The following is a 24171-nucleotide window of genomic DNA, read 5'->3' on the forward strand; positions in this document are numbered from 1 at the left end:
TAAAGTCTACTAAATTTCCGAACAAATCAAGAACAAACTGCTTGAAACCGAGTCACGCTCCTGCCACTTTCCTGCCATTCAGCAGTCAGCATTCACGTCTTTTGCGGTGTCGGCTGCTCGGGTTTCGTATCCTTGTTGTCATTACCGAATTCCCTGGCAATTCCCATGAAGCGGCGCATGAATTTCTCCATATAGCTCAGCCCCTTTTCGAACTCCTCATCCGATGGGAGGGCATCGCGTACAACCGGTGGAATCTTGCCCATGCTTGCCACTGTCTCTTCGAGCTTTGCAACCCGCGTCTTGAGATCGGCTATGTCCTCTTCGTAGGCGGCTCGTTCCTCAGCGGCAAGCTTGCAGATGAGTTGCCCCGACTTCTCCTGACAGATCGACATCTCGCCGGTCTTGTTATTCATGCGGACATAGCCATTGTCGGTTTTTTCCAGTGTGTAGGTCGTCGTTTCTTGCGCCATCGCGGCACATGACCACAGGGATGCAGCCGCAAGAGCAAAGAACAGAGTGCGTGTTCGTGACATGGCTAGACCTCCAACGTTTGCATTTCGCAAGCTTGGCGAAATAATACGCCGAAAATCGGAAATGCGACGAGATTTCTGTTACCGGAGCTAGTCTAGCCTTTGCGCATTGCGGATTTACGTCTAGTAAGGGCGCTTATGACCCAACTGATCTACAAGATTGCCCCGCGCGCGCTTTGGCAGGCTGCCGAAGCGAAGGGGGTGTTTGATGGTGCGCCCATTGACCATGCGGACGGCTGTATCCACTTTTCGACCGCCGCACAGGCTGTGGAGACGGCAGCAAAACATTTCGCTGGCCAGAACGACCTCCTGCTCATAGCCGTTGAAGCCGATCGCCTGGGCGATGCGCTCAAATATGAGGTCTCGCGCGGTGGCGACCTCTTCCCGCATCTTCATGCATCACTGCCGCTCGCAACTGTGCTCTGGGTTAAACCCTTGCCACTCGGCAACGATGGCAAACACGCGTTTCCGGAGTTGCAGGCATGAGCGGATTGTTCCAGTCGATCGGCCGCAAGGTCTTGTTCTCGTTCGATCCAGAGGACGCACATGGGCTTTCTATCAAGGCACTGAAAACGGGATTAGTGCCCGCTTGCACACCGCAGAACGACCCGGCATTGCGCGTCACCGTCGCTGGCCTCAGCTTTCCTAACCCGCTGGGCATGGCCGCGGGCTATGACAAGAATGCCGAAGTGCCGGACGCGCTACTGAACCTCGGCTTTGGCTTCGCCGAAGTCGGCACGCTGACGCCGCTCGCACAGAGCGGCAATCCGAAACCGCGCATTTTCCGCCTTGTCGAGGACAATGCGGTAATCAACCGGCTTGGCTTCAACAATGAAGGCCATGAGCCAGCGTTTCGCCGTCTGACCCACCGGCGCTCCCATGCAGGGATCGTCGGGGTCAATATCGGTGCCAACAAGGATTCCACTGATCGGGTCGCCGACTATGTGGCTGGTATCCGGAAATTCCACTCGCTGGCCAGCTATTTCACCGTCAACATCTCCTCTCCCAATACACCGGGGTTGCGTGATCTCCAGGCGCGAGACAGTCTCAAGGAATTGCTGGGCAAGGTGCTCGAGGCACGCGAGGTACAAGCCGGCGTAAGGCGCCCCGTCTTCCTCAAGATCGCGCCGGACCTGCACGAAGCCAATCTCGACGAGATTGCCGCCGAAATTGCCCTGCACCCACTGGACGGGTTGATCATTTCCAATACGACGCTGTCACGCAGTGGTCTCAAGAGCACCAGAAACACTAACGAGGCAGGCGGTCTTTCTGGCGTGCCGCTGTTCGAACGATCGACGATTGTGCTCGCCAAAATGCGCCAGCGCGTTGGTCCCGAACTGCCGCTGATCGGGGTTGGTGGCATCGACAGTGCTGCGGCTGCAATCACGAAAATTCGCGCTGGCGCGGATCTCGTCCAGCTCTATACGAGCATGATATATCGAGGTCCTGGTTTGGCAGGTGAGATCGTCAAAGGCCTGTCCGCGGCTCTGAAACGGGATGGCGTCACCACAATCGCAGCATTACGCGATTGCGACATGGCGAGTTGGGCGGGCAGAGCAATTCCTGCTTAATCTGCAAATTGCAGTCGGGCCCGGCTTGGCAGAATCAACAAGAGCGAAAGGCCGCGTAGACCCAAAAACAGATGCAACGCGAGCCACAGACCGTGATTGCCGAAGAAGCGCGGCAGGATGAAATAGGCGGCGAAGTAGCCAAGCAGCGACAGGATCATCATATTGCGCATGTCGCGTGACCATGTTGCACCGATGAATACACCGTCCATATGGAAAGCCAGCAAGCCGACAACCGGTGCCATTGCAGCCCAAGGCAGATAGAGCGACGCCATCGACTGCACCTCGTCGGACTTGATCAGAAACGCTACGATCGCATCGCCAAAGATGAGGAAGAATATCGCCATCAACGTCGCGAGGATCATTCCCCACAGGAATGACAGCTTGACGCCGCGGTCGAATGCCGGACGATAATGCGCACCGACAGCGCGTCCGGAAACCTGCTCGGCAGCAGTGGTCACGCCATCGATCAGGTAGCCTGAGATCAGCAGGAAATTCATCAGAACAGCGTTGGTCGCCAGTGTCACCGCACCTGCCTGCGTTCCTGCGCGGGTAAAATAGGCATAGGCGATAAGCAGGAAGAACGACCGCAGCATGATATCCCGGTTGACTGCGAACATGCGGCGGATTTCGTGCACGTCCAGGATGCGCGCGCGGGTTGGATTGGGCACGGAACGAAATTGCAGATAAATCACAGAGAGACCGACCAGCAGCGCCACGCTTTCGCCGAGCACTGTGCCCCAGGCAATACCCGTGACGCCCCAGCCCATGACGAGACCCAGCCAAACAGTCATCACGACATTGACGCCGTTGAGCAGGAGCTGGAGATAAAGCCCCTGCATGGCTTTGCCCTGCCCCAGCAGCAGCCCAAGCACAACGAAATTGCCAAGTGCCATCGGCGATGACAGGAGGCGTATCGAGACATAGGTCGACATCGCATCCGCGACGGCCTTGTCAGGGTTCATGAAGCTGATGGTCGCTTCAAGCACCAGCGGCGTTGCGGCGATGAACAGGATTCCCACGACCACGGCAATGCCGATGGCGCGCCAGAACACTGCCTGCTGTTCCACACCGTCATGCCGGCCCATGGCCTGCGCCACCAGGCCAGTTGTGCCGGAGCGCAGGAAATTCATCGTAGAGAACAGGAAGTCGAAGACCAGAGCGCCAATGGCAAGGCCGCCAAGCAAATGCGGATCACCAAGTTGACCAATCACGGCCATATCGACGAGACCAAGCAGCGGTGTCGTGAGCGACGCCAGCATGACCGGTATGGTGATTGCCAGCATCAGCCGGTTGGTTACCTCGAATGGGCGAACAACCTTTAATCCTGGCGGAGTGGAAGCTTCGATCGTCATGCGGGGCACCGGAGATTGAGCCGTTTAGCTGTCAGTGCTCTATGCCACCGGACAATAATCTTTTCCAGCGCTATCCACACCTTGATGCGCCAATAGTCTAAGCGGCGAGCACAAGGGCCCAATAACGTTTGGTGCTGCCATTTGCAGATTCCGCATAGGCCAGACCGAAACGGGTAAATTTCGGATCCAGCATGTTGCGCCGATGCGGTGGCGACGCCATCCATCTGGCGAAAAGCTCGTCCATGTCCATGCTGCCCACCGCGATATTTTCAGCGGCCAAACCGCGGATCTCGTTGTCTCTGACACGAGAAGCAAAGCCGCGGCCCCAACTCGTCGTGTGGCTCATGCGACCTGCGCTTGCCATGTAACCCGCTTGCTGCAAGGCGGCGCGCTCAAGCGCTGAGTTGGCGGACAATCCACCGAGCCCACTCGCGGAGCGGATCGCCTGCATATTGGAGCTGGCGGATGACGAGGCCACCGCACTTTTGCCGGGCGTGCGCGTCACGGTCTGGCAGGCAGCCAGTGGCAAAATAGCAGTCATCCCGGCGAAACCCAAAAAGTTGCGCCGCGACAGGTGAGATTTCTTTTCGGACATTGGCAATTCCTGAATGAGACCACATGCTGATATTCAGCAATTGTGGCCCATTCGGGCCAAGGACCGAATTCAGGGGAATTTTGTGGTCAGCGTCTGTAGCTTAGCAGCCGCAGAATGATGAAGCAGGGAATGACAACAACAGCGCCCAGAATGAAATAGGCCGCAAAGCGCTCGATTGCACCAAAGCCGAGATTCCAGATGCGCCGGACGAAATTTTCGACGCCATAAAGAATATCCATGGGCGACCAGTCGAAGGTGCTCATCACGACGCCGACAACAAGGGAAACCACGATGAGTTTCAAGAGGACCCGGCCCGGCGTATCACCCAAAAAGCGATTCATTCCTTCGGACATGTTTTCTCCAGTGTTGGCGATGGCAATGCTTCTGACATGACATATGGCGATATGCGGTTGGGTTCAAGCCAATGCATGAGGCTGCAAAGAAAGTGGAGCGGGTGAAGGGAATCGAACCCTCGTATGCAGCTTGGGAAGCTGCCGTTCTACCATTGAACTACACCCGCATCTGTTTATCAGTGTTCGTCAAATGCCGCCGTTGTCAAGCTGCACCTTGCTTTCAATTCATGTCACCTGAAATGCTTGGAGAGTTTCAGCCCCTGCGCCTGGTAGTTGGAACCGAGATCGGTGCCATAAAGCGCCTTGGGTCGTTCCAGCATGTGCTCGTAGATCAGCCGGCCGACGATCTGGCCGTGCTCGAGAATGAATGGCACTTCGTGGCTGCGCACTTCGAGAACCGCGCGACTTCCCGTTCCGCCTGCTGCCGTGTGACCGAAGCCCGGATCGAAGAAACCGGCATAATGCACGCGGAACTCCCCCACCAGCGGATCGAAGGGTGTCATTTCGGCGGCATAGAGCGGCGGCACATGCACTGCCTCGCGCGAAACGAGAATGTAAAACTCATCCGGATCAAGCACCAGCTCGCGTGAACCGCGATCATGGATTGGCTCCCAGAAATCGAAAAGATCGTGCACGCCGCGCTTGTCGACATCGACGACGCCGGTGTGGTGCTTGCCGCGATAGCCCACAAGGCCATTCTTGTCGCCCGTCAGGTCAATCGACAGTGCGATGCCGCCGCCGGAGATATTGGGCGTGTCGGACGCAACCAAGGTTTCCGCAGCGTGCAGAGCCGTCAGTTCGATCTCTTCCAGCTGAGCCCGCCCCGTGCGGAAACGTATCTGCGACAGGCGCGATCCAGTCCGTGCCACGATCGGGAAGGTGCGCGGGCTTACCTCGAGATAGAGTGGGCCGTGATAGCCCGCAGGCACCTTGTCGAATTCCTGCGCGCCATCAACGATCACGCGCGTGAAGATATCGAGGCGTCCCGTCGAGCTTTTTGGATTGGCTGAGGCCGATACCTCGGCGGGCAGGCTGAGGCTTTCCAGCAGGGGCACGATATAAACGCAACCGGTCTCAAGAACCGCGCCCTCGGTCAGATCGATCTCGTGCAGTTTCAGACGATCCAGCTTGTCGATAACCGGCGTTCCCGGCCCAGGCATGAAGCTGGCGCGGACGCGGTAGGCTCGTCGCCCAAGTCGCAGATCGAGACTGGCGGGCTGGATCTGGTCGCTGTCGAAGTCGCGTTCGGTTTTAAGCGCGCCTGCCTGATGCAGTGCCCTGATACCACTATCCGCCAGAATGCCCGCTTCACGTCTGTTCATCTAGTCCGCCGCAATCCTATTAAAGAGACAAAAGCTTTAGCGTCTCACCCGATTGACGCAAGCCGCCAAGAGGATTAAAGCAAATTTATCCCGTGGTGATTTGGCCGGCCGGCTTGCAGCCACGTTAAATAATTAGCTAAAAGAGGCCCGGTCTCGTCCGGCCTTTTTGCGATTCACGCAAGGCCGGTTTTTTATTGGCCAGATTCTGGCAGATTGAGAAGACGATGACCAAGACGACCACCCGCAAGCTGCGCCCCGCAACAAATCTTGTCCACGCCGGAACCTTGCGCTCCGGTTTCGGCGAGACATCGGAAGCCCTGTTTCTGACACAAGGTTTTGTCTATCCCAGTGCAGAGGCTGCTGAGGCCCGTTTCAAAGGCGAAGAGCCAGGTTTCATCTATTCCCGCTATGCCAATCCGACGACCGACATGTTTGAAAAGCGCATGTGCGCTCTGGAAGGCGCAGAAGACGCGCGCGCCACGGCGTCGGGCATGGCAGCTGTAGCTGCAGCAATCATCTGTCAGGTCAAGGCGGGTGATCACGTTCTAGCAGCCCGCGCAATGTTTGGCTCCTGCCGCTACATTATCGAGACACTGCTTCCACGATATGGCGTCGACTTCACCCTGATCGATGGCTCAAAGATCGAAAACTGGCAGAAGGCCGTCCGCCCCAATACGAAGGTGCTGTTCCTCGAAAGCCCAACGAATCCGACGCTGGAAGTCATCGATATTGCCGCCGTGGCAAAAGTTGCCAATTCCGTCGGCGCCAAGCTGATCGTCGACAATGTCTTCGCAACGCCGCTGTTCCAGAAGCCCCTGGAGCTCGGCGCGCATATTGTCATCTATTCGACGACCAAGCACATTGACGGCCATGGCCGCTGTCTGGGTGGGATCATCCTATCCGACAAACAGTGGATCGATGAAAATCTCCATGAATACTTCCGCCATACAGGCCCAGGTCTCAGCCCGTTCAATTCATGGGTAATGCTCAAGGGTCTCGAAACGCTAACTGTGCGCGTCCAGCAGCAAACCGCGAATGCAGCGAAGATCGCCGATTTCCTTGCCGACCATCCAGCGGTCACGAAAGTTCTCTATCCGGGCCGCGCTGACCACCCTCAGGCCGACATCGTCGCCAAGCAGATGAGCGGGGGCTCAACGCTGATTGCATTCGAGGTCAAAGGCGGAAAGAAGGCGACGTTTGACGTCGAAAACGCCCTGGAAATTATCCAGATCTCCAATAATCTCGGCGATTCAAAGAGCTTGATTACTCATCCGACCACGACGACACACAAGAACCTCACCGATGAGGCACGCGCCGAGCTGGGCATTTCCGATGGCCTGCTGCGACTTTCAGTCGGGCTGGAAGACGTGAACGATCTGATCGAAGATCTCGACACTGCGCTCAAGGCTGCACGTTAAGTCATAGAACATGCCGCGCCGAGACTGATTTCGGCGCGGCCTTCCTCCAGGCCATAGCCATGGCATGTCGCACGGCGTCCGGGTCGGCGCTGTGAAGTATAACGAAAGTCCACCCCTTCTCACCCCAGCTTCCCGGCACCGGTTCGAACATCTCTCCCGAAGTTTCGCGTAAAAGTTCCTGGTCGCCGCGTGAAAGCGACAGTACGCCACGCTCCTTTTCAGGGCGGAGCGTTGCGAAGATTTTGCCGCTCACACGGAAATCAGTCGTGTCAAAATGACTCCCCTGAATAGTTTCAGGAAATGAAAGCGCCATCTCTGCGAAAGCTTCGGGACTCATCAATATTATTGCTTAGCTCCACGGAACAGCTTTCGTCACTATATTAACGATAAATCGGCCGATCACGAATGATTTAGACGCGGGCGTTCCAATGGACGGTTGACGCGACGGCTTTGAGTCGCGATATCAGGGACATAGACTGAGAGCAGGCATGTATAGAGCGATCACGCGTGATATCGAAGTAACTGTCGAACCATTCTATCTGGAGGAGCAATCCAATCCGGAGGAGAACCGTTATGTATGGGGCTACCGGATCACCATAGCCAATGAATCCGAGGGAACGGTACAATTGCGCGCGCGCTACTGGAAAATCACCGATGGCAATGGGCATGTGGAAGAAGTGCGGGGACCCGGCGTGATCGGTGAGCAACCTATTCTCAACCCCGGCGATAGTTTCCAGTACTCGTCGGGCTGCCCGCTGACGACGACATCGGGTGTCATGACCGGCCGCTATACGATGCAAACCGATGCCGGGGAACGCTTTGACATCGAGATTCCGGCCTTCTCCCTCGACCTCCCCGACCAGTTGCGGACATTGAACTGATGCTGGAGACCGAACGCACGCAGTCCCCCTATATCAAGGCTCTGGCCTGCTCGGTTGTCGCCTTTGCGCTGGCGATAGGGGCGTTTTTTCTTGGCTATACCTTGCCCAGCCTTAAGACCGGCGCCGAGGCCATCAGCCAATTGCTTGCGCTGGTGCTGGTTCCCGGCCTGATCGTTGGCCTATTGGCAAAGAAATCCACCAGGGCCTGGCCACTTTGGCTGATTATCTGTGCATTTATCGTCATTCTCATCGTGGTGACTGTTGCCCACGAAGTGACCGCACCAATGCGGGGCTGATCAGGCCTTTTTCAGGAACTCCGTCTTCAAAACCAGACCTTTGACCTGTTTGGTGCTGCACTCGATTTCGCCTTCACGGCCGGTCAGCCGGATATTCTTGATGAGTGTGCCGCGCTTGATCGTTTCGGATGTGCCCTTGACCTTCAGATCCTTGATCAAAGTCACGGAATCGCCATCCTGAAGTTCGGTACCGTTGCTGTCTCTCACTTCCATGATGGCATTTCCATTTATCAGTTCTTCGGCAGGAATTCTGCCGGATCGAATTCGTATTGGGTGGAGCAGAATTCGCAAGTCACGCTGATCTTGCCCTCTTCAATGCTGTCCGTGATCTCCTCGGCAGTAAAACCGGAAAGCACGCCGGCGATTTTCTCACGCGAACACGAGCAATCGTCATTCACCGTCACGGCTTCGAAGACGCGAACGCCCCGCTCGTGGAACAGGCGATATAGCAGCCTTTCGGCACCAACCTGCGGATCGGTCAGTTCCGAGCTTTCAATCGTCGCGATGAGAGCCTTGATTTCTGCCCAATCGTCGTCCTCGACCAGATCCCCATCATCCTCCCCGGCATTCGGCGCGTCGCCGGCCGGGAGATCACGCTGGCGCATGCGCATCTCGGATTCAGGCAGGAACTGGATGATCAGCCCGCCAGCGCGCCACTGCTCGACCGGCTTGCCGTCATCGCCCCGCTCGATCAGCTTGGCAACCGACAGCCGCACATCGGTGGGTATCTGCTCTGACTGGCGGAAATAGGTCTTGGCGATCTCTTCGAGATTGGAGCCATCGAGCGCAACGATGCCCTGATAGCGCTGTGTGTACTCGCCCTGGTCGACCGTCAGGGCCAGCGTACCGCTGCCCATCAACTCTTCCTGTGAAATCCGGCGTTCTGCCATGGCTTCCGCCAGCCGCTCCTCGTCATAGCGCGCATAGGCACGCACTGAATTCGGCGTGCGAAAGTCAACAACCAGCATGTCGACCGGACCATCGGATTGCGACTGGAAAATGAACTTGCCATCGAATTTCAATGACGTGCCAAGCAGCACAGTGAGGACAATCGCCTCAGCCAGCAGTTTTGCGACCGGCTCCGGATAATCGTGACGGCTCAAGATATCATCGAGCGCAGGCCCCAATTGCACCGCGCGTCCGCGCGCATCCAGCTCTTCGACCTGGAATGGTACAACGGCGTCATCGCCGGCAAAAATATACTCGTCGGGGCGGATTGCAGTATCAGACACTGGGGCGACCTCCTTCGAGACACCAGGCAAGGATGGCCTTTTGCGCATGCAAGCGATTTTCGGCCTCATCGAAGACAACGGAGTGCGGACCGTCGATGACGGAGTCCGTCACTTCCTCGCCACGATGAGCGGGGAGGCAATGCATGAACAGTGCGTCGGGATCCGCATGCTTCAGCAGGGCGTCGTTGACCTGATAGGGCATGAAGACGTTGTGGCCGCGTGCGCGCCCCTCCTGCCCCATTGAAACCCACGTATCGGTGACAATGCAATCAACGCCTTCGACCGCCGCAATCGGATCGGTGGTCAACTTGATCTTGCCACCTGCGCCTCTGGCCCATTCCAGATATTTGCTGGCGGGCTCGCTGCCTTCCGGGGTCGCAATATTAAGATTGAAATCAAAGCGCGCCGCCGCCTCGACCAGCGAATGCAACACATTGTTGCCGTCGCCGGTCCACGCGAAGGTCTTGCCCTTGATCGGTCCGTGATGCTCTTCGAACGTCATGATATCGGCCATGATCTGACATGGATGCGTATCATCGGTCAGCGCATTGATGACCGGAACAGTCGCATTTTCCGCCATTTCGATCAGGCGTTCATGCGTTGTCGTGCGCATCATGATGATATCGACATAGCGCGACAGCACCTTGGCCGTATCGGCAATGGTTTCGCTGCGGCCAAGCTGCATTTCCGAGCCAGTCAACATGATGGTCTCGCCGCCAAGCTGGCGCATGCCGACATCGAAGGACACGCGTGTACGGGTCGAGGGCTTGTCGAATATCATCGCCAGCACTTTGCCTGCGAAGGGTTTTTCGATGTTGCCTGCCTTCAGCCGCGTCTTGCGTGCCCTGGCATCGTCGAGAATGGAACGCAGATCGCCTGAGGAAAGCGCTGATATATCCGTGAAGTGCCGGAGGTCCTGCTTGATTGTCATGACCGTTTTTCCTACGCGCTTTTCTGTGTGGCCGTCAGAGACAAGCGTTCAGCTGCGGCTTCGATCCTCGAGAGAGCGTCGCGCGCTTCCTCTTCTGTTGCAACCAGTGGTGGCAGGAGGCGGATGACGTTGTCACCGGCACCCACCGTCAACATATGTTCATCGCGCAAGGCCTGGACCATCGTCGTGTTCGGAACCACGGATTTCAGGCCCATCAGCAGGCCGCGGCCACGCACCTCTGAAATCACGTTGGGATAGCGATCGGAAATCGAGGCAAGCCCCTGTTTCATGACCAGCGCAATTTTCTGCACATGCTCAAGGAACCCCTCCTCGAGAATGACGTCGAGTACGGCGTTGCCAACTGCCATGGCCAGCGGATTACCGCCAAAGGTCGTGCCATGCACCCCGGCAGTCATGCCCTTGGCAGCTTCCGCGGTCGCAAGACATGCACCAAGTGGAAATCCGCCGCCAATACCCTTGGCAACGGCCATGATGTCCGGCTGAATTCCGGACCACTCGTGGGCAAAAAGCTTACCTGTACGGCCAACACCTGACTGGACCTCGTCGAGAATCAGCAGAAGCCCCTCGTCGTCGCAAAGCTTGCGCAGAGCACGCAGCTCGTCGTCCGGAACCGAACGAACGCCGCCCTCACCCTGGATCGGCTCGATCAGAATGGCTGCCGTCTCGGGGCCGATTGCGGCCTTCAGTGCCTTCTCGTCGCCGAACGGCACCTGGTCAAAACCCTCGACCTTTGGTCCGAACCCCTCGAGGTATTTCAGTTGACCACCGGCGGCGATCGTTGCCAGCGTCCGTCCATGAAACGCACCTTCAAAGGTGATAATGCGGAACCGCTCGGGATTGCCGTTGACATAATGGTAGCGCCGCGCAGTCTTGATCGCGCACTCCAGCGCTTCCGCGCCGGAATTGGTGAAGAAGACCTTATCTGCGAACGTGCTGTCGACCAGGCGCTGCCCCAGACGCCTCTGGCCGGGAATTTCATAGATATTGGAGACGTGCCACAGCTTCTCAGCCTGACTTTTCAACGTCTCGACGAGATGCGGGTGCGAGTGACCAAGCGAATTGACAGCGATACCGGCAGCGAAATCGAGATAACGATCGCCATCCTCGGTCACAAGCCATACGCCCTCACCTCGCTCAAAGCGCAGGTCCGCACGAGCAAAAGTGTCGTAAAGCGGTTGCGCGTTTGCGTCCGTCATATCGGTTCGGGCCTCCAAAACCCAGTTAGGCAAATCTGCTGATACATAAGAAGGAATCGGCAGCGATGAAATCAAAAAGCCGCCCCACAATGCCATTTTTGGGGGCGGCCACACGCAAGTAATATCATCATTCGGATTGCAATTGTCAAATGAACACTTCCGGGCCAGGCTTTGCAACTTAAACGCGAAATGTTCGGATCGTTTGCCGGCGACTCCACAAAACGTCATTTATGCAACAGTTTATCGCGCAAGTTGGGGAAAACCCAAAAAAGCTTGGCACAACCGGTGCCCGACTCTTGTCACAGAGTCATCGCATATTGTAGCTTGAGAAACGAAATAGCTAGATTTCGTGCGGCGTCTTCGTCATCTGAATAGATATGGTATCCAACCAATCTGGAGCAATCCAGATGCGAGGAAGGATTCAGTCCGGAGTCCGCACAAAACAGAGCCCCATATGGAGCTAGGGAACGATGAACTGGACAGATGAGCGCGTAGAACAGCTGAAGAAACTTTGGGCCGAAGGTCTGAGTGCAAGCCAGATCGCAGCACAACTGGGCGGCGTCAGCCGCAATGCCGTCATCGGCAAGGTGCATCGATTGAAGCTGTCGGGACGAGGCAAAACCACCTCAACCCAGACGCGCAGCAAGAAGGTCAACACAAGCGCTTCCGGCGGCCAGCGCAGCGGCGGCTCTTCCGGTCATATGACAAGCCGGGTTGTCAGCCGCAGCATCGGCGCAACGGCCCTGCAGACCGAATACAGCACCGATCTCGTCACCCACACTGTCACGAAAACCGTGACTGATGTTGTCGTGCCGATTTCGCGCCGGCTCGAGCTGGTGCAGCTGAGCGAACGTACGTGCAAGTGGCCTGTTGGTGATCCGCTTCAGCCGGATTTCAACTTCTGCGGCAATGATGTGGGCGAATCCGGCCCCTATTGCACATATCATTCACGCCTGGCCTACCAGCCAGCGTCGGACCGCCGCCGCGTCCGGTAATCGCCACCATTCTTTCCGCTAAAGGCGCCGAAAGGCGCCTTCTTTTTTGGCGAATGTGCCCATCACGTTCTCTGTTGCCCGAACACGACGGTGAAAGACGATCCTTCACCGACGCGCGAACGGACAACCAGCCTGGCGCGATGCCGCGTCAGGATATGTTTGACGATCGCAAGGCCAAGACCTGTTCCTTTCTGGGCACGGCTTGTCTCGACATCTACCCGATAAAATCGCTCGGTCAGGCGCGGTATATGTTCATCCGGGATTCCCGGTCCGAAATCCTGAACCGTCGCCCTTATGTCCTCACTGCTTTGCTTCAGCTCGATAATCACCCGCTTGCCAGACTGACCATACTTGCAGGCGTTTTCGACAAGGTTCTGGAAGACTTGCGTCAGTTCATCCCGGTCGCCAAGAACTTTTATGGGCCCTGGATCAATGTTCTGTTCGATCTCCACATCGAGGCCGGCGGCCAGTGGCCGCATGGAATCAGCCACGTGGCTGAGAATCGTCGTCAGATCCACCTGATCCTTGACGGCGATGTGCGCCTTCATTTCGATGCGGGAAAGGGACAACAGATCGTCGATCAGCCGCGCCATACGTTCCGCCTGCTTCTGCATGATCTCAAGAAAATTATCCCGCGCTGCCTCATCGTTGCGCGCCGGACCGCGCAGAGTCTCGATGAAGCCGCTCAGCGAAGCCAGGGGGGTGCGTAACTCGTGGCTGGCGTTGGCGACGAAGTCCGAACGCATCCGCTCCAGCCGGTGGGCTTCCGTCAGATCCCGGAACGAAAGCAGATATTGCCTGTCTGCCCGACCGGTCTGATCGAGCAACAGCACGGTTGCGCGGTACCAGCGTTCAACCGGAACGCGCTCGGAATAGTCCACTGATCGCGCCATTCCGTCGGCCATGACTGACTGAACCAGTGCCTGCATCTCAGGCGCCCGGAAATGCATGAGAAGCGTACCTCCGCGGGTCAATGACCCGAACGCCCCTTCCGCGGCTGGATTGGCGTAGAGGGTTGTTCCATCATGGTCGAATATGATCAACGGGTCAGGCAGCTGCTCGGCGAGCTGCTGGCCGGACAGGCGGAATATCGCAGTGTTGCTTGCTGGTGCGGCTGCATTCTGATTGTCGGCGCGCGGCAGGCTTGCCGACAGGATCACGACAGCAAGGAGTACCAGCATCAGGACGGCAAAGCTCAACCACGATGACGCGCCGGAGTTCAGCACCAGTACCGTGAGAAATGCGGCAGTTCCCAGGATATAGCGTGCCCGGATGATCCGCTCCAGCGCTCGTCGCCGCAAGCCGCTACCTTCCTGCCCCCATATGCTCATGCGCTAAACTCCTGCCCTGTCGAGCTTTTTAGGCTCTGGACGATACACCGCTCTCCCAATAACATGGCTTTATGTCAATTGAGGATGAACGACGTGGGTAAAGATTCAAAAAAGAAATCCGGCGAGTCGCAAACGATCGACACCACGCTCAAACTGAAAATTGACGGCAAGAAACGCACCTTCAACATAGACGATCCAAAACTACCCGACTGGATCGAGGACAGCGCTCTTACTTCTGGCGACTTTCCCTATACGGAAAAGCTGCCCAACAGCGAATATGCCGACACACTTGAGCGCCTGCAGATCGAACTGGTGAAGATGCAATACTGGCTGCAGGATACTGGCGGCCGCGTCATGTGCGTGTTCGAAGGCCGCGATGCCGCCGGTAAAGGCGGAACGATCTTCAATCTGCGCCAATACATGAACCCACGCTCCGCACGCAACGTCGCCCTGCCGAAGCCGAGCGAGACCGAACGCGGCCAATGGTATTTCCAGCGCTACGTCTCGCACTTCCCGACCACCGGCGAGTTCCTGACGTTTGACCGCTCCTGGTACAATCGTGCTGGCGTCGAGCCTGTGCTGGGATTCTGCACACCGGAGCAGCATGAATCATTTCTGGAAGAAGTCCCGCGGTTCGAACGCATGATCGTCGCCGATGGTATCCATTTCTTCAAGTTTTGGCTCAACATCGGCCAAACCATGCAGCTGAAGCGTTTTCACGATCGCCGTCACAGTCCTCTCAAAAACTGGAAATTTTCCCCCATCGACATCGAGGGCGCCAAGAAGTGGGATGACTATACCAAAGCACGCGACAAAATGTTTGGGCGGACCCATACGGAGCATGCTCCTTGGACGATTGTACGGGCAAACGACAAGCGCCGTGCGCGAATTGCGGTCATCCGGCGAATCCTGTTAAGTCTGCCCTACAAGGGGCGAGACCTCGATGTGATCGGCAATGAAGATGCACTGATCATCGGCTCTGGGCCGGGATTCATCTAGGGCCAGAACTATTGATTTGCCACCACCCTGGTCTTTGCCGGGCGATGCGGCGTTTTCTCCCAGAGGAATGGAGCATTGTGCAACTGCCACAATGAACGCCAGGCGGCCGCCGATATCATCAGCCAATATAGTGGTATCCAGGGCAGTACGAGCCCTGGCATTTTTTCCCGCTTCAAGGCGCGGCTGCCTAATGCATGAAATGACACATATCCCATCAGAATATTGAGAAGATCGATGATGAGAAGCACGGGTTGCGTCGCTGTTGTATCAGCAAAGGCAAGGTAACAGGCTGATAGTGCGACGAAAACGAGCATCATCGGATAAAGTAGCGCGGAAACAATCATTCCCGTCGCCAACAGGTGGTAGACCACAAAACGCTGAATTCCGAGTTGATTCAAAAGGCGCACAGGGTGCCGCATCTCCACGAGCCACGTCTGCATCCATCCCTTTAGCCAACGTGTCCGCTGTCGCAGCCAGACACCGGCATCGACTGGCGCATCTTCAAACGTCGGCAGCGAAAGCATATCAACCTGCAACCCATGACGGGCGAGCCGGGTGCCCAGTTCAGCATCCTCGGTTACATTGAATGGATCCCAGCCACCGACGGTGGTCTCCAGACAATCACGGCGGAAATGGTTCGAGCTTCCGCCAAGGGGCAGCACGAACCCGTTCCGAGCCAGCCATGGCAGAATCCCGCGGAAGTGCACGGCATATTCAAAGGCAAACAGGCGTGCGAGCCACCCTTCATAGGCATTGACTATTACAAGAGGCGCCTGCACACAGCCAAGATTTTCGCCGCTCGTTGTGAAGCGCCGCCAGGCCTCCAGCAACTGATCCGGATGTGGACGATCTTCAGCGTCATAGACAACGACGAGATCGCCCTTTGCCAGCTGCAGCCCATAATTTAGTGCTTTAGGCTTGGTGCGCGGATGAGCACAGGGAACGGGGATGATCCTGAAGCACGGGAGCAAGATTTCAGCTTGAAGTGCCGCAATCGTCGCACAGTCGTCTGCCTCGCACAGAAAAAGAACTTCCAGCTTCGATCGCGGCCAATTGAGTTTCATCATCGCGGTTACCAACTGCGGGATCACATCCGCTTCCTGGTAAAGTGCAATCATGACGCTGTAGGTCGGTAAATCTGCCGGAGAAAAGGTTTGTATTGATCGACCTTCCACATTGCCAATGTTGTTGCGTGCAAAAAGCCGCAACAAAATGCACGCAGAGAAAAACAGCGAGAAAAGGACATGCAATAGCAACCAGAGCAGCTGCGGATTAAGGACAAGCGTGAACAAGCAGGAGGCGATGAGCACACCGATCGCCGCCCCTTGTTTGCCGGTGGCAACAATCCTTGCCGAGTGTTCGGAATTGGTCATTTCGACCATGCGGATGGCCCCATCAACAAGGTTTTTTTCGTGGCTTGATCGCAAGAATCCAGCCAAAACTGATGGCGTCGTTACCCTGAGGCGTGCCGCAATATTGGGACTTTCCGGAAGATTTCTCTTGATCACCTCAATATCGCTCATTGTCGGCACCATATAGATCAGCGTGGTGTCGTCAGGGGTCAGAACGACCGTGTGCCTTATATCGCGCAAAGCAACCAAATCTGAACCAGTGGGAAGGACGACACGCACATCCGCGGGTATGTCTTCAAATACCAACCCCACTTCCTCGGCTATACAACGCGCAATCAGTGCTTGGTAGATTTTCCCCGACGCGTAGAGTTCCTCAATGAACGACGTACCGTTGACGAAAGCCTGCCTGAATGCTCCAATAATCAACGATTTCGGCATTCGAGCGCGGCAAAGCCGCACCGCGAGCGAAACCTCTATCTCTCGCAATCTCACGAAGGACCACTAGGGACGAAGGCCCCCCACCTTCGCTACCGGCTCTCGGTATAGACAAAAATCAGCGATGCTTAATACTACCATTTTAAAACCCTGCAATTAAAAATTGAAACCGTTCAATATAAGTATATCAACGGTAGAAATCTTGGTATACTTCCAGTTGATACCGATAAAATGCGAATAATTGGCATTCAATACGATAAAAATCTTATTGTCATTACGTATTCATGACTGTCGTCGCTTTTTCGCAATGCGCGTGCCGCAAACCTTGCGTGGTCGGTGCGACCTGTCCCGGTGAGTTCGTTCATGCTAGCCTATGTGCAAATCACACCGTCATGTTGAGACCGAATGCATATCCGAACAATCGTATTTCTTACCCTTAGTCTCGTTACGGGCGCACCGCTGGCAGCCATTGCATCGGATTTTCCGCACTATTGGGATGGCCGCGAACACGTTTCGAAACCGGATCTTTCAACCGTCGAACGCATTCGTTTCGTGACCACCGTGGACTACCCACCCTTCAATTTCATCGACAGCACAGGGCGCATTTCCGGTTTCAATATCGATCTTGTGAGAGCAATCTGCGACGAACTCAATGTAACGGCCATATGCCAGATCGAAGCGCGTCCATGGAATGAATTGCAACCGACACTCGAAAATGGCGAGGCGGAAGCGATTATTGCAGGTCTGAAGCCAACTGCGGCCCTGCGCGAAAAATACATCTTCACGGCACCCTATATGCGACTGCCTGCTCGCTTTATGGCAGTGAAAAACACGCCGCTGCAGGAGCCTCTAGCCGATGCGCTCGACAAGAAGACAGTTGGTGTTATCGCGGGGTCAGTGCATCAGGCAATTTTTGCGGATTATTTTCCGAAAGGACATTGGGTCGGCTATCCGTCGCGTGACCTCATGTTCAAGGATCTGCAGGCGAAAAAGATCGATGCCATCTTTGGCGATGGCTCTGATCTTTCTTTCTGGATTGGCAGCCCAGAAGCCGGAAATTGTTGTGCCTTTATTGGCGGGTTGTATAGCGCGCCGCAATTTCTTGGCGATGGCATGGTGATCGCGGCGACACTTGAAAACAGCAAGCTTATCGAAGCGTTCAATTTCGCCCTGAAGGCCATGGAAGCAAAGGGGACAATCTCGGAACTCTATCTGCGGTATTTTCCAGTCGATTTTTATTGAGGACACGCCAATCCTTCGAAAATCATCACCGGATTGCCTTCACACGAGCCCATGCGATTGACGCGGGCAACCGGCCGCCATAGTGTCCGCGCGCTCCATCAAATGGCAGGAAAAAACAGGAAAACCGAATGACTTCGCGCCTAAACACCCAAATCGAACTGACCCCGGAATTGATCGCGGCGGCAGCTGAGGCCAAAGCATGGCCCTTCGAAGAGGCGCAAAAGATCATCACACGCTACGAGAAGACCGGCTACCCTGACACCATCCTGTTCGAAACCGGATACGGCCCTTCTGGGCTGCCCCATATCGGCACCTTTGGCGAAGTGGCGCGCACCTCGATGGTGCGCCATGCTTTTCGCGTTCTGACCGGCGACAGGGTCAAGACAAAACTGCTCTGCTTCTCCGATGACATGGACGGAATGCGCAAGATTCCGGACAATGTACCGGATAGCTCGCTCCTGGTGCCGCACCTGCACAAGCCGCTGTCGGCTGTTCCCAATCCGTTTGGCGGCGACTACAGCAGTTTCGCAGACCACAACAATGTCATGCTGTGCCGTTTCCTCGATACATTCGGTTTCGACTACGAATTTGCCAGCGCGACGCAGTATTACAAATCTGGCCGCTTCGACGAGGTGCTGCTGCGTGCTGCCGAGCGCTATGACGACATTATGAAGGTCATGCTGCCGACACTCGGCGAGGAGCGTCAGGCAACCTATAGCCCCTTTTTGCCGATTTCTCCGACAAGCGGCCGAGTTCTCTACGTTCCGATGAAGAACATAGACGCGAAGAACGGCACCGTAACTTTTGACGACGAGAACGGCGTCGAGACGACCCTTCCTGTGACGGGCGGTAACGTCAAACTGCAGTGGAAGCCTGACTTCGGGATGCGCTGGGCAGCCCTCGGCGTTGATTTCGAGATGTTTGGCAAAGACCACCAGACAAATGCAATTATCTACGACCGAATCTGCGAGATTTTGGGTGGCCGCGCTCCCGAGCATTTCGTCTATGAACTGTTTCTCGACGATGTTGGCCAGAAGATATCCAAGTCAAAGGGTAATGGTATCAGCATTGACGAATGGTTGACCTATGCGCCAACCGAAAGTCTGGGTCTTTATATGTTCCAGAAGCCGAGAACGGCGAAGCGGCTTTATTTTGACGTCATACCCAAGGCAGTGGACGAATACTTTACTTATCTCTCCGCTTATGGGCGCCAATCCTGGAAGGACCGGCTGAACAATCCTGTCTGGCACCTACACAATGGCAATCCGCCAGCTGTCGAAATGCCGGTTCCGTTCGCGCTCTTGTTAAATCTTGTCAGCGCTTCCAATGCCGAGAACAGCAGCGTTCTTTGGGGATTCATTTCCCGTTACGCACCGGGCGTCACGGCCCAGAGCAATCCTGAACTGGATGCGCTGGTAGGTTACGCAATCCGCTACTTCAATGATTTCGTAAAGCCATCGAAGAAATTCCGCACGCCCGACGAAGTGGAACGTGGCGCACTGGAAAAGATGGACAAGAAGTTGGCAACTCTTCCTAGCGACGCTGACGGAAATGAAATCCAGAACGCGATTCTCGACGTCGCACGCACTATCGAACGTTACCAGGATCATACGAAGAAGAGCCCGGAAGGCGGACCAGGCGTATCCGTCTCTTTCTTCCAGATGCTCTATGAAGTGCTGATCGGGCAGGAACGCGGTCCGCGTTTTGGCTCTTTCGTCGCGCTTTACGGTATCGCCGAGACACGCGCTCTCATTGCAAAGGCACTGGCGGGGCAACTATCATAGGCAGACATCGTTAAATTCCGTGGGAGGACCGAATGATCGATCATACAGGCGTCGCTGTCAGCAATCACCAGCAAAGCAAGAAGTTCTATTCCGAAACACTTGCCGCAATCGGCTATGAATTGATCGTAGAATTTCCGGCTTCTGTCACGGGCAGCGAGGACGTTGCCGGCTTTGGTGAAGGAGGCAAACCGGACTTCTGGGTCGTCAGCGGTACACCAAACAAGCCGCCGGTGCATGTCGCTTTCCGCGTCACCAGCCGTGCTGCCGTCGATGCCTTTTACAAAGCCGCTTTAACGGCAGGGGGCCGCGACAATGGCCAGCCCGGACTGCGCCCGCACTACCACACTGATTACTACGCGGCGTTTGTGCTTGATCCGGATGGCCACAACATCGAGGCCGTCTGCCACGAAGCGTAGCGCATAGATCTACTGAGGCCTTGGCGGGAATGGCGCGTTCGGCACCGCCAATGGCGGTGGTGCCAGAACAGGTTCTTCCGGTGGCAATGGTGTACTGAAGGATGGCAGCGGCAATTCGCCGATAGCGGGAAGAGCTGGTGGCGGGCTGCCAAAGATGCCGCGCTTGGCTTCCTCAGCCTTCTTCATCGTATCGCCCATGGGCGTGCCATCCTTGGCCCTGGCCCAGCCATTCTCCACAAGCCACCCGGCAAGATCAGCATTTCCAAGCTTGCATTGGGTGGCAATCAGCTCGTCCGATGGCTGGCCCGGCACGTTGCATTCGATCGCTCTTGAGCGCAGCCAGTTGCGAAAAGCCGTCCGCGCAGCCATGCCGCAGGGCCAGGTTGCGCCGCCTTCGGCACTGCAGGTCTCATCGATGGGCAGTGTGTCAATGCCCTCGAGCGCGATCTTGTAACCCGACGCTTCGATCGTGCCAGCGGCAATCGCGACTGGACGGTAGAGCAGCACCGGCCTTGCCGTATTGTCGACCGGCACCGCGGCCGGAGGCGGTGCGGGAGGCGCTGCCTGCCCTAACTCGCTCAATGGCTGGCGCGGTTCGACACGTTCCAGTGGCGTTGACTGAATATCCGGCAACGACGACACGTCCGGATCGACCTGTCGTGCGTCCGGAGAAGTCACCCGCCCCTGCGGTTGCGCAGCCTTTTGCCCCTCATCCGGGACATCATTCTTCATATCATCCGGCAATTCGAAGTTTTCGGGCGTGACCTCGACACCCTGGCTTGCAATTGCCGGTGTATCGAGGCCGCCATGGAATGGCGCGACAAAAGCGTAGACCAGTCCCAGAGCCACGAAAACGGTCAGAACATAAAGTGGCAACTGGCGCATGCGGAAAAAGTTCCTACTGGCTTGCCCACAGGATCCGGGCGATCCAGTCAATATGGACCGCGTCAAAAGTGCGATTGGGATGTTCAGGATTCATCGATTGCAATTCGATGGTTCGCGGTGTTTGCCGCGCAAGGATTTTGGCCATGACCTCGCCGTCCTTGGTGCGCACCACCACACGGTCACCACGCCGCACGGCCGCGCCGGGGGAGACGATGATCGTATCGCCATCACGGTATAGCGGCAGCATGGAATCGCCTGACACTTCCAGTGCGTAGACAGCATCGCCGGAACCGACTGGAAACTCGACGACATCCCAGCCCTGCCCCACGGGAAAGCCACCATCATCGAAGAAACCGCCAGCGCCAGCCTGCGCAAATCCGAGAAGCGGCACAGACCGCGTTGCTGCCCCGCCGGCGCGTGTTGCCTTGCCGACGACGAGCATCATGAACTCGTCCAGCGAGGCGCCGGTGGCTTCCATGATTTTTGCCAGAGATTCAGTCGAGGGCCAGCGCGCGCGTCCGTCGACGGCATATCGCTTCGATTTGTTGAACGTCGTTGGATCAAGTCCGGCCCGCTTCGCCAATCCGGAAACGGACAGGGAATGGCGTTCTGCCAGCGCGTCGATGGCCGCCCAGATGCGGTCATGTGAAAACATGGTTTGTTCCAGAGGCAGGAAAAAATACCTTCTCTATTGTTTTAGGAAGGAATCTCGGAAAAGTCGAGTAAAATTGCGGAAAACTTTCTTACTCGTCAAAAGAAAAAAGCGGACTAGAGCCCGCCCTTTTCAAATGGCTGATTGCGACTATCAAGCAGCCTGCTTCTTGTCCTCAACCGGGTAGGGATTGTAACGCTCGTAGAAGGTCTCGCCCTTCTCGGCCATATCGAGCAGGAGCTTCGGCGCCTTGAATTGCGGCCCATATTTCCGCTGTAGCCCCTTGGCGATCTCGACGAATTTGGCCGCACCCATGCCGTCGATATAGGACAGGGTCCCGCCGGTGTAAGGTGCAAAACCGAAAGCGAGGATCGAGCCGACATCCGCCTCGCGCGGGTCGGTGACGATGCCTTCTTCCATGACACGGGCAGCTTCGAGGGCGATGGTGAAGAGGAAGCGCTGCTTCAAGACCTCAATGTCGATCTTGTCGGGATCCTGTTGCGGATAAAGCATCTTCAATTCTGGCCATAGGTGCTTCTTGGCGGGCTTGGCCGGATAGTCGTAGAAGCCCTTGCCGTTCTTGCGGCCACGGCGGTCATATTTGTCCACAAGCGTGTTGACCAATTCCACGTGCCGCGGATCAACGGCTTTCGGTCCAAGATCGGCCAGTGTAGCTTTCAGGATTTTCTGTGACAGGTCGATCGCCGTCTCGTCGTTGAGTGCCAGCGGCCCGACCGGCATGCCCGCCATGCGCGCGACGTTCTCGATCATCGCAGGCGGTACGCCTTCAACCAGCATATTGTACGCTTCCGACATGTAGCGCAGGACGCAGCGATTGACATAGAAGCCGCGCGTGTCGTTGACGACGATCGGCGTTTTCTTGATCGCACGGACGTAATCGAGCGCAACGGCAAGGGCCTTGTCCGACGTCTTCTTGCCGAGGATGACTTCGACCAGCATCATCTTGTCGACCGGCGAGAAGAAGTGAATGCCGACGAAGTTCTTCGGGCGCTGTGAGACCTTGGCAAGTCCGGTGATCGGCAGTGTCGAGGTGTTGGAGGCAAAGACCGCCGCCGGCTTCAGCACGGCCTCGGCCTTTTCCGTTACCACCCGCTTGACTTCACGGTCTTCGAACACCGCCTCGATGACGAGATCGGCACCGTCCAGATCAGCATAGTCCGATGATGCCGTGATGAGACCAAGCAGCTTTTCCTTGTCCTCGGCCGTCGCCCTGCCTTTTTGCATTTCGTTGGTGATGAGATCGGCGGAATGCGCCTTGCCCTTTTCGGCTGCCTCCAGGCTCTGGTCGAGGAGCACCACCGGGATACCCGCCTTGGCCGTGACATAGGCAATTCCCGCGCCCATGAAGCCAGCGCCAACAACGCCGATCTTCTTGAACTTGGTCGGTTTGACATCAGCCGGACGGCGTGCGCCCTTGTTCAACTCCTGCAGGGAGACGAACAGTGAGCGGATCATCATGCCGGCTTCTGTCGTCTGCAGGATCTTGGTGAAATAGCGCTGTTCGATCTTAAGCGCGGTATCGAATGGTACGAGCAGGCCCTCGTAGACGGATTTCAGGATCGAGGCCGCGCCTGGATAATTGCCATAGGTCTCGCGGCGCAGGATCGCCGTCGCAGCGGGCCAGAGATTGGCGCCTGCAGGCGAATAGATGGCGCCACCCGGAAGCTTGAAGCCCTTTTCATCCCATGGCTGAACTGGCTTCAGACCAGCCTTGATCATCTTCTTCGCCGCTTCGACGAGTTTCTTGGCGGGGACGACTTCATGCACCAGTCCCATCGCCTTGGCGCGCGACGCTGTCAGGCTGGATCCCGTCGTCATCATCTGCAAGGCATCCTGCTGGTTGGTGAGGCGCGGAACGCGCTGCGTGCCGCCGGCGCCAGGGAAAATGCCAACCTTGACTTCCGGCAGGGCCATCTTCACTGCCGGATCATCCGAAACCACACGGCCGTGGCAGGCCAGTGACATTTCGAAGGCGCCGCCCATGCAGGTACCGTTGATCGCCGAAACCCACGGCTTGCCGGATGTTTCCAGTTTGCGGAACAGGCCGCCCATCTTGCCGGTGTTTTCGAACAGTAGTTCAACAGCCTTCTTCGGATCCTTCGCCTTTTCCTCCTGGAAAAGCTGGAGCATGCGCTTGAGCATGGTCAGGTCCGCACCGCCAGAGAACGTGTCCTTGCCGGAGGTGATCACCGCACCCTTGATCGCTTCGTCCTTGGCGACACGGTCAACGATGGTATCGAGTTCCTTCATCACCTCCTCGGTGAAGACATTCATGGACTTGTCGGGCATGTCCCAAGTCACGAGTGCAATGCCGTCCGCGTCGACGTCGAATTTGAAGTTTGTATAGCTCATCTTCTGTTC

25 protein-coding genes, 1 tRNA gene and 1 riboswitch are annotated in these 24171 nt (G+C 56.5%); of the genes, 10 read left to right on the forward strand and 16 right to left on the reverse strand.

Annotation, left to right across the window (positions count from 1 at the left end):
• Positions 1-92: 92 nt before the first annotated feature.
• The gene (locus BLM14_RS15155) at positions 93-533 is read right to left on the reverse strand and encodes a hypothetical protein (protein WP_100000162.1); all 441 of its coding nucleotides are present in this window, start codon (positions 531-533) and stop codon (positions 93-95) included.
• A gap of 135 nt (positions 534-668) precedes the next feature.
• Here BLM14_RS15155 and BLM14_RS15160 point away from each other — a divergent pair, with 135 nt between their 5' ends.
• On the forward strand, positions 669-1016 hold the full coding sequence (locus tag BLM14_RS15160; protein ID WP_100000163.1) for a DUF952 domain-containing protein: 348 nt from the start codon (positions 669-671) through the stop codon (positions 1014-1016).
• Positions 1013-2101, forward strand: coding sequence for a quinone-dependent dihydroorotate dehydrogenase (locus BLM14_RS15165; RefSeq protein ID WP_100000164.1), 1089 nt, complete (start codon positions 1013-1015; stop codon positions 2099-2101). Before BLM14_RS15160 ends, BLM14_RS15165 begins: the two co-directional genes overlap by 4 nt.
• Here BLM14_RS15165 and BLM14_RS15170 read toward each other — a convergent pair.
• From BLM14_RS15170 to BLM14_RS15190, 5 genes are all read right to left on the reverse strand, one after another.
• Complete coding sequence (locus BLM14_RS15170; RefSeq protein WP_100000165.1) at positions 2098-3453, reverse strand: MATE family efflux transporter; 1356 nt, start codon at positions 3451-3453, stop codon at positions 2098-2100. The two genes, BLM14_RS15165 and BLM14_RS15170, sit on opposite strands and share 4 nt — an antisense overlap.
• Positions 3454-3550: 97 nt before the next feature.
• The gene (locus BLM14_RS15175) at positions 3551-4048 is read right to left on the reverse strand and encodes a CAP domain-containing protein (RefSeq protein WP_100000166.1); all 498 of its coding nucleotides are present in this window, start codon (positions 4046-4048) and stop codon (positions 3551-3553) included.
• 86 nt (positions 4049-4134) lie between these two features.
• Positions 4135-4401 carry a DUF6460 domain-containing protein gene (locus BLM14_RS15180; RefSeq protein WP_100000167.1) on the reverse strand — a complete coding sequence of 89 codons (267 nt, stop codon included), beginning with the start codon at positions 4399-4401 and terminating at the stop codon, positions 4135-4137.
• A 93-nt stretch (positions 4402-4494) separates the two neighbouring features.
• A tRNA-Gly gene (locus BLM14_RS15185) sits at positions 4495-4568 on the reverse strand.
• A gap of 63 nt (positions 4569-4631) precedes the next feature.
• A complete protein-coding gene (locus BLM14_RS15190; protein ID WP_100000168.1) occupies positions 4632-5723 on the reverse strand; it encodes a 2'-deoxycytidine 5'-triphosphate deaminase in 1092 nt (363 codons plus the stop codon).
• 82 nt (positions 5724-5805) lie between these two features.
• Positions 5806-5885: riboswitch (SAM riboswitch) on the forward strand.
• 62 nt (positions 5886-5947) lie between these two features.
• On the opposite strand from BLM14_RS15190, the gene BLM14_RS15195 reads away from it, so the two are divergent.
• Positions 5948-7141, forward strand: a complete 1194-nt coding sequence (locus BLM14_RS15195; RefSeq protein ID WP_100001353.1) for an O-succinylhomoserine sulfhydrylase — start codon at positions 5948-5950, stop codon at positions 7139-7141.
• A 1-nt stretch (position 7142) separates the two neighbouring features.
• Here the strand turns inward: BLM14_RS15195 and BLM14_RS15200 are convergent, their stop codons facing one another.
• On the reverse strand, positions 7143-7478 hold the full coding sequence (locus BLM14_RS15200; RefSeq protein WP_100000169.1) for an MmcQ/YjbR family DNA-binding protein: 336 nt from the start codon (positions 7476-7478) through the stop codon (positions 7143-7145).
• Between the two features lie 151 nt (positions 7479-7629).
• On the opposite strand from BLM14_RS15200, the gene apaG reads away from it, so the two are divergent.
• Together apaG and BLM14_RS15210 are read left to right on the forward strand one after the other, a co-directional pair.
• Complete coding sequence (gene apaG, locus BLM14_RS15205) at positions 7630-8022, forward strand: Co2+/Mg2+ efflux protein ApaG (RefSeq protein WP_100000170.1); 393 nt, start codon at positions 7630-7632, stop codon at positions 8020-8022.
• The gene (locus BLM14_RS15210; protein WP_100000171.1) at positions 8022-8318 is read left to right on the forward strand and encodes a hypothetical protein; all 297 of its coding nucleotides are present in this window, start codon (positions 8022-8024) and stop codon (positions 8316-8318) included. The genes apaG and BLM14_RS15210 overlap by 1 nt, the downstream gene beginning before the upstream one ends.
• On the opposite strand, the gene BLM14_RS15215 is transcribed toward BLM14_RS15210, so the two are convergent.
• Genes BLM14_RS15215 through BLM14_RS15230 form a run of 4 tightly spaced genes read right to left on the reverse strand, consistent with a single transcriptional unit; the run spans position 8319 to position 11698 of the window.
• Entirely contained in the window at positions 8319-8531 is a 213-nt protein-coding gene (locus BLM14_RS15215) for an alkylphosphonate utilization protein (RefSeq protein ID WP_100000172.1), read from the reverse strand. It abuts the gene before it with no gap.
• A gap of 17 nt (positions 8532-8548) precedes the next feature.
• Complete coding sequence (locus BLM14_RS15220) at positions 8549-9598, reverse strand: Hsp33 family molecular chaperone (protein ID WP_100000173.1); 1050 nt, start codon at positions 9596-9598, stop codon at positions 8549-8551.
• Entirely contained in the window at positions 9543-10481 is a 939-nt protein-coding gene (argF, locus tag BLM14_RS15225; RefSeq protein WP_100000174.1) for an ornithine carbamoyltransferase, read from the reverse strand. The genes BLM14_RS15220 and argF overlap by 56 nt, the downstream gene beginning before the upstream one ends.
• 11 nt (positions 10482-10492) lie before the next feature.
• Positions 10493-11698: an aspartate aminotransferase family protein gene (locus BLM14_RS15230; protein ID WP_100000175.1), complete on the reverse strand. Its 1206-nt coding sequence runs from the start codon at positions 11696-11698 to the stop codon at positions 10493-10495.
• 470 nt (positions 11699-12168) lie between these two features.
• On the opposite strand from BLM14_RS15230, the gene BLM14_RS15235 reads away from it, so the two are divergent.
• The gene (locus BLM14_RS15235) at positions 12169-12693 is read left to right on the forward strand and encodes a GcrA family cell cycle regulator (RefSeq protein ID WP_100000176.1); all 525 of its coding nucleotides are present in this window, start codon (positions 12169-12171) and stop codon (positions 12691-12693) included.
• A 62-nt stretch (positions 12694-12755) separates the two neighbouring features.
• Here the strand turns inward: BLM14_RS15235 and phoR are convergent, their stop codons facing one another.
• Positions 12756-14024, reverse strand: coding sequence for a phosphate regulon sensor histidine kinase PhoR (phoR, locus tag BLM14_RS15240; RefSeq protein WP_100000177.1), 1269 nt, complete (start codon positions 14022-14024; stop codon positions 12756-12758).
• 84 nt (positions 14025-14108) lie between these two features.
• On the opposite strand from phoR, the gene ppk2 reads away from it, so the two are divergent.
• Positions 14109-15023: a polyphosphate kinase 2 gene (gene ppk2 / locus BLM14_RS15245; protein WP_100000178.1), complete on the forward strand. Its 915-nt coding sequence runs from the start codon at positions 14109-14111 to the stop codon at positions 15021-15023.
• A gap of 8 nt (positions 15024-15031) precedes the next feature.
• Here the strand turns inward: ppk2 and BLM14_RS15250 are convergent, their stop codons facing one another.
• A complete protein-coding gene (locus tag BLM14_RS15250) occupies positions 15032-16813 on the reverse strand; it encodes a glycosyltransferase (protein ID WP_100000179.1) in 1782 nt (593 codons plus the stop codon).
• A 402-nt stretch (positions 16814-17215) separates the two neighbouring features.
• Between BLM14_RS15250 and BLM14_RS15255 the strand changes: the two genes are divergently transcribed.
• The 3 genes from BLM14_RS15255 (at position 17216) to BLM14_RS15265 (ending at position 20252) form a co-directional block, all read left to right on the forward strand.
• Positions 17216-18052: a transporter substrate-binding domain-containing protein gene (locus BLM14_RS15255; RefSeq protein WP_100000180.1), complete on the forward strand. Its 837-nt coding sequence runs from the start codon at positions 17216-17218 to the stop codon at positions 18050-18052.
• A gap of 128 nt (positions 18053-18180) precedes the next feature.
• The gene (locus BLM14_RS15260) at positions 18181-19836 is read left to right on the forward strand and encodes a lysine--tRNA ligase (protein WP_100000181.1); all 1656 of its coding nucleotides are present in this window, start codon (positions 18181-18183) and stop codon (positions 19834-19836) included.
• A gap of 32 nt (positions 19837-19868) precedes the next feature.
• Positions 19869-20252 carry a VOC family protein gene (locus BLM14_RS15265; RefSeq protein WP_100000182.1) on the forward strand — a complete coding sequence of 128 codons (384 nt, stop codon included), beginning with the start codon at positions 19869-19871 and terminating at the stop codon, positions 20250-20252.
• Between the two features lie 9 nt (positions 20253-20261).
• Here the strand turns inward: BLM14_RS15265 and BLM14_RS15270 are convergent, their stop codons facing one another.
• From BLM14_RS15270 to BLM14_RS15280, 3 genes are all read right to left on the reverse strand, one after another.
• Positions 20262-21137, reverse strand: a complete 876-nt coding sequence (locus BLM14_RS15270; RefSeq protein ID WP_100000183.1) for a thermonuclease family protein — start codon at positions 21135-21137, stop codon at positions 20262-20264.
• Between the two features lie 13 nt (positions 21138-21150).
• Positions 21151-21792 carry a LexA family transcriptional regulator gene (locus BLM14_RS15275; RefSeq protein WP_100000184.1) on the reverse strand — a complete coding sequence of 214 codons (642 nt, stop codon included), beginning with the start codon at positions 21790-21792 and terminating at the stop codon, positions 21151-21153.
• A gap of 150 nt (positions 21793-21942) precedes the next feature.
• Positions 21943-24162 (reverse strand): 3-hydroxyacyl-CoA dehydrogenase NAD-binding domain-containing protein, encoded by a 2220-nt coding sequence (locus BLM14_RS15280; RefSeq protein ID WP_100000185.1) that lies wholly within the window; start codon positions 24160-24162, stop codon positions 21943-21945.
• Between the last annotated feature and the right edge of the window lie 9 nt (positions 24163-24171).

This window comes from Phyllobacterium zundukense (assembly GCF_002764115.1).
In the GTDB taxonomy this organism is placed as follows: Bacteria; Pseudomonadota; Alphaproteobacteria; order Rhizobiales; family Rhizobiaceae; genus Phyllobacterium; species Phyllobacterium zundukense.

What these genes read in the sequence shown, in the direction of transcription:
- BLM14_RS15155 (WP_100000162.1), bottom strand. Translation starts at nt 533, where the DNA reads ATGTCACGAACACGCACTCTGTTCTTTGCTCTTGCGGCTGCATCCCTG.
- BLM14_RS15160 (WP_100000163.1), top strand. Translation starts at nt 669, where the DNA reads ATGACCCAACTGATCTACAAGATTGCCCCGCGCGCGCTTTGGCAGGCT.
- BLM14_RS15165 (WP_100000164.1), top strand. Translation starts at nt 1,013, where the DNA reads ATGAGCGGATTGTTCCAGTCGATCGGCCGCAAGGTCTTGTTCTCGTTC.
- BLM14_RS15170 (WP_100000165.1), bottom strand. Translation starts at nt 3,453, where the DNA reads ATGACGATCGAAGCTTCCACTCCGCCAGGATTAAAGGTTGTTCGCCCA.
- BLM14_RS15175 (WP_100000166.1), bottom strand. Translation starts at nt 4,048, where the DNA reads ATGTCCGAAAAGAAATCTCACCTGTCGCGGCGCAACTTTTTGGGTTTC.
- BLM14_RS15180 (WP_100000167.1), bottom strand. Translation starts at nt 4,401, where the DNA reads ATGTCCGAAGGAATGAATCGCTTTTTGGGTGATACGCCGGGCCGGGTC.
- BLM14_RS15190 (WP_100000168.1), bottom strand. Translation starts at nt 5,723, where the DNA reads ATGAACAGACGTGAAGCGGGCATTCTGGCGGATAGTGGTATCAGGGCA.
- BLM14_RS15195 (WP_100001353.1), top strand. Translation starts at nt 5,948, where the DNA reads ATGACCAAGACGACCACCCGCAAGCTGCGCCCCGCAACAAATCTTGTC.
- BLM14_RS15200 (WP_100000169.1), bottom strand. Translation starts at nt 7,478, where the DNA reads ATGAGTCCCGAAGCTTTCGCAGAGATGGCGCTTTCATTTCCTGAAACT.
- apaG (WP_100000170.1), top strand. Translation starts at nt 7,630, where the DNA reads ATGTATAGAGCGATCACGCGTGATATCGAAGTAACTGTCGAACCATTC.
- BLM14_RS15210 (WP_100000171.1), top strand. Translation starts at nt 8,022, where the DNA reads ATGCTGGAGACCGAACGCACGCAGTCCCCCTATATCAAGGCTCTGGCC.
- BLM14_RS15215 (WP_100000172.1), bottom strand. Translation starts at nt 8,531, where the DNA reads ATGGAAGTGAGAGACAGCAACGGTACCGAACTTCAGGATGGCGATTCC.
- BLM14_RS15220 (WP_100000173.1), bottom strand. Translation starts at nt 9,598, where the DNA reads ATGCGCAAAAGGCCATCCTTGCCTGGTGTCTCGAAGGAGGTCGCCCCA.
- argF (WP_100000174.1), bottom strand. Translation starts at nt 10,481, where the DNA reads ATGACAATCAAGCAGGACCTCCGGCACTTCACGGATATATCAGCGCTT.
- BLM14_RS15230 (WP_100000175.1), bottom strand. Translation starts at nt 11,698, where the DNA reads ATGACGGACGCAAACGCGCAACCGCTTTACGACACTTTTGCTCGTGCG.
- BLM14_RS15235 (WP_100000176.1), top strand. Translation starts at nt 12,169, where the DNA reads ATGAACTGGACAGATGAGCGCGTAGAACAGCTGAAGAAACTTTGGGCC.
- phoR (WP_100000177.1), bottom strand. Translation starts at nt 14,024, where the DNA reads ATGAGCATATGGGGGCAGGAAGGTAGCGGCTTGCGGCGACGAGCGCTG.
- ppk2 (WP_100000178.1), top strand. Translation starts at nt 14,109, where the DNA reads ATGAACGACGTGGGTAAAGATTCAAAAAAGAAATCCGGCGAGTCGCAA.
- BLM14_RS15250 (WP_100000179.1), bottom strand. Translation starts at nt 16,813, where the DNA reads ATGCCGAAATCGTTGATTATTGGAGCATTCAGGCAGGCTTTCGTCAAC.
- BLM14_RS15255 (WP_100000180.1), top strand. Translation starts at nt 17,216, where the DNA reads ATGCATATCCGAACAATCGTATTTCTTACCCTTAGTCTCGTTACGGGC.
- BLM14_RS15260 (WP_100000181.1), top strand. Translation starts at nt 18,181, where the DNA reads ATGACTTCGCGCCTAAACACCCAAATCGAACTGACCCCGGAATTGATC.
- BLM14_RS15265 (WP_100000182.1), top strand. Translation starts at nt 19,869, where the DNA reads ATGATCGATCATACAGGCGTCGCTGTCAGCAATCACCAGCAAAGCAAG.
- BLM14_RS15270 (WP_100000183.1), bottom strand. Translation starts at nt 21,137, where the DNA reads ATGCGCCAGTTGCCACTTTATGTTCTGACCGTTTTCGTGGCTCTGGGA.
- BLM14_RS15275 (WP_100000184.1), bottom strand. Translation starts at nt 21,792, where the DNA reads ATGTTTTCACATGACCGCATCTGGGCGGCCATCGACGCGCTGGCAGAA.
- BLM14_RS15280 (WP_100000185.1), bottom strand. Translation starts at nt 24,162, where the DNA reads ATGAGCTATACAAACTTCAAATTCGACGTCGACGCGGACGGCATTGCA.